Origin of the sequence: Colwellia sp. BRX9-1, assembly GCF_014077195.1 — a bacterium.
Taxonomy (GTDB): Bacteria; Pseudomonadota; Gammaproteobacteria; order Enterobacterales; family Alteromonadaceae; genus Colwellia_A.
In genome coordinates this window covers 1-9,265 of record NZ_JACGVM010000037.1, presented here as the reverse complement: position 1 = coordinate 9,265, position 9,265 = coordinate 1, and the positions used below count along the sequence as shown (strand labels likewise).

Here is a 9,265-nt window from a genome sequence, read left to right as displayed (position 1 = left end):
TCATTATCATCACTTAAATCTGAAACTGGAGTTACTGAAATTGTTAGCGTAGAACTTTCGGTATCACCAGCACCATCTGTAACGGTATAAGTAATAACGGGTACAGCACCGTTGAAATCATCATTGGGTGTAAAAGTGTAACTACCATCAGTATTTAAAGTTAACTCACCTTCAGTGAGAGTAACGGTATCACCTGCATTGTAGGTATTCCCACCAACCGTAAAGCTTGTAACAGTTAAAGGACCATCGGCTGTTTCAGCATTATCAAGGACATTGCCTGTTGCTGTTGTGTCTTCAGCTATTGTGACAGTTTCACTATCATCATTCAGATCTGAAACCGGTGTCACTGAAATAGTTAGGGTAGAACTCTGAGTGTCACCAGCACCATCGGTAACTGTATATGTAATAACAGGCACAGCACCGTTGAAATTATCATTAGGTGTGAAGGTATAACTACCATCGGTATTTAAAGTTAACTCACCTTCCGTAAGGGTAACCGTATCACCTGCATTGTATGTATTCCCACCAACAGTAAAACTCGTTACCGTGAGTGGACCATCGGCTGTTTCAGCATTATCAAGCACATTACCTGTTGCGGTTGTATCTTCTGCAACAGTGACAGTTTCATTATCATCACTTAGATCTGAAACCGGTGTCACTGAAATAGTTAGGGTAGAACTCTGAGTATCACCGGCACCATCTGTGACGGTATAAGTAATAACGGGTACAGCACCATTAAAGTTATCATTCGGAGTAAAAGTATAGCTACCATCGGTATTTAAAGTTAACTCACCTTCAGTGAGAGTAACCGTATCACCTGCATTATACGTATTACCCTCAACCGTAAAACTCGTTACTGTTAATGGTCCATCTGCTGTTTCTGCGTTATCCAGGACATTACCTGTAGCGATTGTATCTTCTGCTATCGTGACAGTTTCACTATCATCACTTAAATCTGAAATCGGTGTTACTGAAATTGTTAAGGTAGAAATTTCTGTGTCACCAGCACCATCAATAACGGTGTAGCTTATCACTGGCACAGCACCGTTGAAATTGTCATTGGGTGTAAAAGTGTAACTACCATCAGTATTTAAAGTTAACTCGCCTTCAGCAAGACTTACCGTTTCACCTGCATTATAAGTATTACCATCAACAGTAAAGCTGGTGACAGTTAATGGTCCATCAAGGCTGTCAGCGTTATTAAGCACATTGCCAGAAACTCCTGTATCTTCAGCTGTTGTGACAGATTCATTGTCATCATTAAGATCTGAAACCGGTGTTACTAAAATTGTTAAACTAGAACTCTGTGTATCACCGGCACCATCAGTAACGGTGTAGCTGACTACAGGCACACTGCCATTGAAGTTATCGTTCGGTGTAAAAGTGTAACTACCATCTGCATTTAAAGTGAGTTCACCCTCAGCAAGAGTAACCGTGTCACCTGCATTATAAGTATTACCATCAACAGTAAAGCTGGTGACAGTTAGTGGACCGTCTGCAGTTTCAGCATTATCTAACACATTGCCTGTGGCGGTTGTATCTTCTGCTATCGTGACCGTTTCACTATCATCACTTAAATCTGAAACTGGTGTCACTGAAATTGTTAAGGTAGAGCTCTGTGTGTCACCAGCACCATCAGTAACGGTATAAGTAATAACGGGCACACTACCATTGAAGTTATCATTCGGAGTAAAAGTGTAGCTACCGTCTGCATTTAAAGTTAACTCACCTTCCGTGAGGGTAACCGTGTCACCTGCATTGTACGTATTCCCACCAACAGTAAAGCTGGTGACAGTTAGTGGACCATCTGCAGTTTCAGCATTATCTAACACATTGCCTGTGGCTGTTGTATCTTCTGCTATCGTGACCGTTTCACTATCATCACTTAAATCTGAAACTGGTGTCACTGAAATTGTTAAGGTAGAAACTTCTGTGTCACCAGCACCATCAATAACGGTGTAGCTGATCACTGGCACGGCACCGTTAAAGTTATCGTTCGGTGTAAAAGTGTAACTACCATCAGTATTTAAAGTTAACTCGCCTTCAGCAAGACTTACCGTTTCACCTGCATTATAAGTATCACCATCAACAGTAAAGCTCGTTACCGTGAGTGGTCCATCTACGCTGTCGGCGTTATTAAGCACATTACCAGATACTGGGGTATCTTCAGCTGTTGTAACAGATTCATTGTCATCATTAAGATCTGATACGGGTGTTACTGAAATTGTTAGAGTAGAACTTTCGGTATCACCGGCACCATCTGTGACGGTATAAGTAATTACAGGAACAGCACCATTGAAATTGTCATTTGGTGTAAAAGTGTAACTACCATCGGTATTTAAAGTTAATTCACCTTCAGTGAGAGTAACCGTATCACCTGTATTATAAGTATTCCCATCAACGTTAAAGCTGGTTACGGTTAATGGTCCGTCTGCAGTTGCTGCATTATCTAGAACATTACCAGAGACTGCTGTATCCTCAGCTGTTGTAACAGATTCATTATCATCAATAAGATCTGATACGGGTGTTACTGAAATCGTTAAGGTAGAACTATCCGTATCACCTGCACCATCAGTTACGATGTAGCTGACCACGGGCACAGCACCATTGAAATTGTCATTGGGTGTAAAAGTGTAACTACCATCGGCATTTAAAGTGAGTTCACCTTCAGCGAGAGTAACGGTATCACCAGCATTATACGTATTCCCATCAACAGTAAAACTCGTTACGGTTAATGGTCCATCTGCAGTTGCTGCATTATCCAAAACGTTACCAGAGACTGCGGTATCTTCAGCTGTTGTAACAGATTCATTGTCATCAGTAAGATCTGATAACGGTGTTACTGAAATTGTTAGCGTAGAATTATCGGTATCACCTGCACCGTCAGTAAAGGTGTAGCTGACCACGGGTACACTGCCGTTGAAATTGTCATTTGGTATAAAGGTGTAACTACCATCGGCATTTAAGGTTAACTCACCTTCAGTGAGAGTTACCGTATCACCTGCATTGAAAGTATTTCCATTAACAGTAAAGCTGGTTACGGTTAATGGTCCATCTGCAGTTGCTGCATTATCTAGAACGTTTCCAGAGACTGGGGTATCTTCAGCTGTTGTAACAGACTCATTATCATCAATAAGATCTGATACGGGTGTTACTGAAATCGCTAAGGTAGAACTATCCGTATCACCTGCACCGTCAGTAACGGTGTAGCTGACCACGGGCACAGCACCATTGAAATTGTCATTTGGTGTAAAAGTGTAACTACCATCGGCATTTAAAGTGAGTTCACCTTCAGCGAGAGTAACGGTATCACCAGCATTATACGTATTTCCATCAACAGTAAAACTCGTTACGGTTAATGGTCCATCTGCAGTTGCTGCATTATCCAAAACGTTACCAGAGACTGGGGTATCTTCAGCTGTTGTAACAGATTCATTGTCATCAGTAAGATCTGATACAGGTGTTACTGAAATCGTTAAGGTAGAACTATCCGTATCCCCTGCACCATCAGTAACGGTGTAGCTGACCACGGGCACAGCACCATTGAAGTTATCATTGGGTGTGAAGGTATAACTACCATCTGCATTTAAAGTGAGTTCGCCTTCAGTGAGACTTACCGTATCACCTGCATTGAAAGTATTTCCATTAACAGTAAAGCTGGTTACTGTTAATGGTCCATCTGCAGTTGCTGCATTATCCAAAACGTTACCAGAGACTGGGGTATCTTCAGCTGTTGTAACAGATTCATTGTCATCAGTAAGATCTGGTAACGGTGTTACTGAAATTGTTAGCGTAGAACTATCGGTATCACCCGCACCGTCAGTAACGGTGTAGCTGACCACCGGTACACTGCCGTTGAAATTGTCATTTGGTATAAAGGTGTAACTACCATCTGGATTTAAAGTGAGTTCACCTTCAGCGAGAGTAACCGTATCACCTGGATTAAAAGTATTACCATCAACAGTAAAGCTCGTTATAGTCAGAGGGCCATCTGCAGTTTCAGCATTATTAAGTACATTGCCAGAAACTGAGGTGTCTTCAGCTGTTGTAACAGATTCATCCGCATCAGTAAGATCTGATACGGGTGTTACTAAAATCGTTAGAGTAGAACTATCCGTATTACCTGCACCATCGGTAACGGTGTAATTGACCACGGGCACCGTGCCATTAAAATTATCAGCAGGTATAAAGGTATAGCTACCGTCTGCATTTAAGGTAAATTCACCCTCTACTAAATTAATTGTCTCGCCCGCATCGAAAGTATTACCATCAATGCTAAAGTTAATCACACTTAATGGGCCGCCTGCGCTGGCACCATTATCTAGCACATTACCTGTGGCTGATGTATCTTCTGCTACAGTGACATTTTCATCAGCATCAAATAAGGCAAAGTTATCATTATTATTTTCGTTATCTAAATCACCGGGTAAAACAAAAATATTATTTTGTTCTGTTGTATCGTATCCAGCCTGCGCTAACGTTTCATCGCCTGTTCTGTTTACCGTGGCAAAACTTGTACCTTCATTACTAGTAAGACCAGCAGTTGTTTCAGGAAGCTCTGCATCAATATCAGCATCAATTAAATCTTGAATTGCTGAAATTTCATTCTGAATATTATTGATATCTTCACTATCAACACTTTCTGTATTGTTATCAGGAGAAATTATATCTACACGAATTTCATTTACCGACTCAGCTTCGTAGCTGTAGACTTTATGCTGACTTCCATCAGCATAAGCTAATAAAATTTCACTGCCTTTGATTAAATTAAGAACGGCGCCTGCTTTAACGACATCACCAACTTGTAATAGAGTATCTACAGCCACATCGGTGTGAATTTCACCTTTAACATTAATGACTTGTGCACTTTTTGGGTTGGTATAGTTTTCCATAAACAACTTCCTAATGATTTGGCTTACCACATACTCTAGACAATCTAAAAATACTGCAGCTGATTGATAACTGTAAACATACTTATGGGGTTACATATTACAAGTATTTAGACTAAAGACAATGTATTTTAGGTGGTCTTCTAATGAATTGATTAACAGATAAATTAAATAAAAAGATTAAGTTTTAATACAGAAATATTATAAAACTTAATCTTACAATAATGATTCAATGTATAGGGTCTGTATCTCAGTTAAATAGATGTTATTTATAGAGATAATACATGCAAAATAGATATTAATGTTCTGTAACAATGGCGGTATCGAGTGACACCGCCTTGATTATGATAATAAAATTATTAGTTTTTGAACCTACGAGAGACTAATCCAATTAAAGCAAGTGAGAAAATAGCAATTGTTGATGGTTCGGGCACTGAAGTAGTCACTGATTTAAATACATAATTAAAGTATATTCCTTCAAACGCTCTATCATAAACGTATGCTGAAACATCACCCTCAGCGTCATAACCAATACCACCAGCTAGATTAGTTGCTCTGGCTTGATCGTATGATGTAACACCAGCTATTCGATATTGCTGGTAAAAAGCTTCTTTATTAACAATATAATCTTCAATATTAGTATAGTCAGTAATTACGTTTGTACTTAAAGCGTATGATACTGGAATTGTAGGTTGACCAAAGATAAATTCTGCGGCCTCAATACCATTATAAGTAGCAGGTTTAAGACTATAATCATCACCACCAGTTATATCAAAAGAACCTATATACTCCCATTGGATTCCAGTATCGTCAGAATAAAGATCACCAATAATTAATCCCGCATTTGCTCTATCGGCAACAAAAAGAGATAACACACAAACTACAACAATATTTATGATTTTAGAACTCATACAACTTCCTTAAGCCCTTAATGGGTTAATAATTTGATGTCGCATAACGACATTTACTTCAAGACACTTGTGGTATGCAAGATATACACCAAAAATAAAACCCTATTTAATTCAATGGCTAATATTCAAATATAAACTTCATTTTTGATAACTGTTAAAAAACACGACACTAAAGCATAACTAAAAAAATTATAATTTAATAACACCTTCGGTACATGATACCTGAATTAATAATTTATGCTAATTTTCAATTTTTATACCTTTCTCTTATGTTAGCAATAATAATATGTTGTGGAGGTAATACTTCTAACTCTCACAATTTTTTAGCCTAATTTTAAGCATTTTAAGAGATAGATAAATACACCACCAAACATTAGGGTAACCTAGTCGTTTAAGATCGATTGTAAATCCTTTCCTAACATTCATTTGTTCAACTTTCATATATTACTAAAATGCAAAAGCTTCGTGCGTTCATAACTTCTTGTTTATATACCCCTTGCTATAGAGATTTGAGCGCTATAAAACAAAAAACCATAATCTTTTAATTATCGGTTTTTCTATATTTTGTGTGAAGAATGGGACGTCTATGGGCACTGGTTTTATTCAATAAATTTCCACTAGAGTAAACTCATGATCATTATAGATAAGAAATTAAACAGATAAATTGTCTGTTTGATTTTTATGAAGTACTCCCTAGTTACTAAGAAGAGACTGTAAAGTTACCTATCAGTACTACTTTGTATAACTTTTTGCAAAAAAATCATATTAGGGCTCAATTACCTCAGTGGTGTTCCCAGTAATGCGCAGCATATTAGTCTTTTATTAAACCCTACTATTAGATTAACTGCTACAAACTAATCAAGGTTTAAAGTTGGTTTTAAATTTTGGACTTATCCACTACTTTGCTATTATGGCTGTTTTCATTTCCCTATTAAGGCAACAGCACTGCGTGGAAGTTTTTCAACTTAGAGATTATCAACAAGAAGCTGTTTCGGCGGTGCTTAAACACTTTCGAAAAACCAACGAATCTGCGGTGATTGTTTTACCTACAGGCTCAGGTAAAAGTTTGGTAATTGGCGAGCTTGCTCGGTTGGCAAAGCGAAAAATACTGGTACTCACCCATGTCAAAGAATTGGTCGAGCAAAATCATCAAAAATATGAAAGCTATGGTGTTACCGCCGGTATTTATTCGGCTGGATTAAAACTGAAAGAAACTCAGCACCAAGTCACGTTCGCCAGCATACAATCGGCAGCTCGCAATTTAGATGACTTTAGTGAGCCCTACTCCTTAATTATTATTGATGAATGTCATAGAGTTAACTTAGCCAGCACTGAGCTGGTTAAAGACGAAGCTAAAGGGGAGCCCAAAGAGCAAACACAAGAAAAAGCAAGCAAGCTGTCCAATACTAACCAGTATCAACAAATTATTGAAAAATTGATGCAAGTTAATCCCCATGTTAAATTATTGGGTTTAACCGCAACCCCTTATCGTTTAGGTATGGGCTGGATTTATAAAAAACATTACCGTGGTTTCATGCGAAGTGAAGAAAAACGACCTTTTGAGCACTGTATTTATGAACTACCCCTTCGTTACTTAATTAAACGCCAGTATTTAACCGAACCTAATTTAGTCGATGCCACCATAGAGCATTATGATTTTAGTCGCCTGCGAGCAAACGCCTCTGGTGAATATAGTCCTACTGATATCAATCATCTATTAAATAAAAATCCCCGGGTGACTCAAGGCATTATTGAGCAGGTCATTGAGTTAGGCTATAAACGTCAAGGTATTATGATATTTGCCGCTACAGTTGAGCATGCAAAGGAAGTCTTTAGTTATTTACCCGCCAAATTGAGTGCTTTAATTACCGGTGCTACCGACAATACTGAACGCGATAAGTTAATTAAGGCATTCAAGCGTAAAGAAATTAAATACCTGGTTAATGTTTCAGTATTAACCACTGGCTTTGACGCACCGCATGTCGATATGATTGCGATATTACGTCCAACACAATCAGTTAGTCTCTATCAGCAAATCATCGGTCGTGGTCTGCGTTTGAGTGATAACAAAAAAGATTGCTTGGTCATTGACTATACGGGCAATGATTTTGACCTCTATCATCCCGAAGTCGGTGAGAAAAAGCCGAATAGTAAAAGTCAGCCGGTGCAAGTTATTTGCCCAAGTTGTGAATTTCCCAATTTATTTTGGGGCATTTGTGATGATGATGGTTATTTAGTGGAACACTACGGCCGACGATGCCAAGGCCTAATTGAAGAACAAGGGTCAGAGAGCCAATGTAACTATCGTTTTGTATTTAAAGAATGCCCTCACTGCGGTGGTGAAAATGACATAGCTGCTCGTAACTGTTTACAGTGTCATGAAGTCTTGGTTGATCCCGATGATATGTTAAAAAAGGCACTGCAACTTAAAGATTCAAAAATTATTCGTTGCGCAGGTCTTAATTTAACGAAAGTTAGTGATAAGGGAGCTGATAAGTTAAAAATCACTTACCATGACGAGGAAGGCGTTGAACTCAATGAATCTTTTGACTTCACTAAGCCAAATCAAGTTAAAGCGTTCAATGATATCTTTTCTAAACGCCTTAGCGCTAAAATTAGTGTTCAGCTGGGCTCTACTGGATCGTTTGAAGTGACTACACTTGAACAAGCATTAAAGTTAGCTAACATATTGCCGTGTCCTGACTTTGTCATTGGTAGAAAACAAAAATTCTACTGGCGTGTCAAAAACAGACTTTTTGACTATCAAGGTAAATACCGAAAAGCCAATCAGCTCAAATAGACTCAAATAGACTCAAATAGACTCATAACATACTACATAATAAAAAAATGATAAGCCTAATATAAAAATGAACGCACAAACTTAACAAGATCAATTTTAAAATTAAAATTAATTAGTTATCTGAGTGTAAGGTAAAGGATATAGCAGTGCTATAAACACATGTTTAAAATTTCTAACTTTCAAAAAGCAAAAAACCGCTAATCTTTCGATTAGCGGTTTTTCTTTGTTTGGCGGTGAGAAAGAGATTTGAACTCTACTCGAAGGTTTAGTGCTATAAACCCTTATTTAAAATTTTTAGTTTTTAAAAAGCAAAAAACCGCTAATCTTTCGATTAGCGGTTTTTCTTTATTTGGCGGTGAAATAGAGATTTGAACTCTACTCGAAGGTTTAGTGCTATAAACCCTTATTTAAAATTTAACTATCAAAAAGCAAAAAACCGCTAATCTTTCGATTAGCGGTTTTCTTTATTTGGCGGTGAGAGTGGATTAGAACTCTACTCGAAGGTTTAGTGCTATAAACCCTTATTTAAAATTTTTAACTTCAAAAAGCAAAAAACCGCTAATCTTTCGATTAGCGGTTTTTCTTTGTTTGGCGGTGAGATAGAGATTTGAACTCTAGAAGGGCTATAAACCCTTGCTGGTTTTCAAGACCAGTGCTTTCGACCA

At 38.0% G+C, this 9,265-nt stretch carries 3 protein-coding genes; 1 reads left to right on the top strand and 2 read right to left on the bottom strand.

Annotated elements, in window-relative coordinates; genetic code table 11:
- Together H4J76_RS19125 and H4J76_RS19120 are read right to left on the bottom strand one after the other, a co-directional pair.
- A partial coding sequence (locus tag H4J76_RS19125) for an Ig-like domain-containing protein (RefSeq protein WP_182231111.1) occupies positions 1 to 4,892 on the bottom strand: 4,892 nt, incomplete at its 3' end.
- Positions 4,893 to 5,248: 356 nt separating this feature from the next.
- The gene (locus tag H4J76_RS19120) at positions 5,249 to 5,800 is read right to left on the bottom strand and encodes a PEP-CTERM sorting domain-containing protein (RefSeq protein WP_182218524.1); all 552 of its coding nucleotides are present in this window, start codon (positions 5,798 to 5,800) and stop codon (positions 5,249 to 5,251) included.
- A gap of 949 nt (positions 5,801 to 6,749) precedes the next feature.
- Between H4J76_RS19120 and H4J76_RS19115 the strand changes: the two genes are divergently transcribed.
- Positions 6,750 to 8,600, top strand: a complete 1,851-nt coding sequence (locus tag H4J76_RS19115) for a DEAD/DEAH box helicase (protein WP_310733980.1) — start codon at positions 6,750 to 6,752, stop codon at positions 8,598 to 8,600.
- The last annotated feature ends 665 nt before the right edge of the window (positions 8,601 to 9,265 follow it).